Annotated in this window: 2 protein-coding genes; both read right to left on the bottom strand. The window is 44.3% G+C overall.

All coding sequences use genetic code 11. The annotated features are described in order from the left end of the window. Positions 1–906 (bottom strand): alcohol dehydrogenase catalytic domain-containing protein (locus tag Q7P41_RS07790; protein WP_303883271.1); only part of this gene is annotated, 906 nt, incomplete at its 3' end. Positions 907–937: 31 nt separating this feature from the next. Then, positions 938–1394 (bottom strand): FGGY-family carbohydrate kinase (locus Q7P41_RS07795; RefSeq protein ID WP_303883272.1); only part of this gene is annotated, 457 nt, incomplete at its 5' end.

Consider the following 1394-nt stretch of genomic DNA (forward strand, 5'->3'; position numbering starts at 1 on the left):
TTTTTTCATTTGTAAGAAGGTAGAATCAGAAGTTCCATGGACGAAAACTTCACGATAATGAATCATATTGCTATCGACCTGAATTTGAGATTTGCCACGCGGCAATCCGCCGAAGAAATTTACTCGCCCCCTGGGTGCAACTACATCCAGAGCTTGGACCTGCGCTTCACCCGATGGAGCTGCAACTAATACGACGTCGGCACCAATGCCTCCGGTACTATGCATGACCAAATCTTTTAATTTGGAGGGTTCAGTATAGTGGTCAGCGAGTCCGATGTTCATCGACATCTTAAGACGCTCAGGGTTAACTTCCGAGAGAATCACGTTATAAGCGCCCCTAGCCTTTGCCAACATAACATGCATGTTGCCAACAGGTCCCGCTCCAATCACGACGACAACGTCGCCCAAGCTAACATTTGACAGCTCTTGCCCGTTTAGCGCACAGGAAAAAGGCTCAGTAATCGAGGCTTCCTCAAAACTTATGCCCTCAGGGATGAGCATGACTCCGCCTTGTTTAACTAATGTGTTTGGAACAACGACAAATTCTGCAAATCCACCATCGTATTGATACGATAGCGCTTCTTTATGTATACATATATTCGGATGCCCTTTCATGCAATAGATGCATATTCCACAAGAGATAACCACTCCCAATACTACTTTCATGCCCGGGGTATAACCAACCACTTTAGAACCTACCTCTTCAATTACACCCGATATTTCATGACCGATGATCCTGGGGAGAGAAAAACCATGTCCTGATCCTCCTGCAGCAACATTTCTTACATCACTGCCACATATAGCACACGCTTTCACCCGTACCAAAATCTCTTCATCCGAAATGGAGGGCTTGGGAACTTCCTCTAATCTTAAATCATTTGGGCCATAAAGCCTTAATGCTTTCATGATGAATCTCACTCCTTTTAATTAAAGGCTTCTATTGGAGCTTGGCTAAATAATGCATTTCTTCTGCAGTCTTTTCATAGATTTTTCGATAAACTTTATACAACTTTTTGTATACCTTCACGTTTTCAGGAATCGGCTCATTGTGATCCGAAAATTCGATCCAACTCTTGAGGGTCGAAAAATCTTTGTATATTCCCACGCCCATACCACTTAAGTAAGCATCCGTAACGGGGGCTCCCGAGACTTTTGCCATATAATCTTGTGGGGTATCCATAATATCTGTAACTATTTGCCTAAAGAGAGGACTTGAAGCTCCTCCATCAACGGCTACAATTCGCTTAGGCATTATTCCTAGCTCTCTGGCAACTTCAGCGTGGTGCTCCAGGCCATAACCTATGCCCTCTAAAATCGACCTAAATACGTGGCCACGACCGTGATACAAGCTTAAACCAAATATTACCCCCCTAGCGTGGGGATCCCATATCGGA

Source organism: Acetomicrobium mobile (assembly GCF_937920065.1).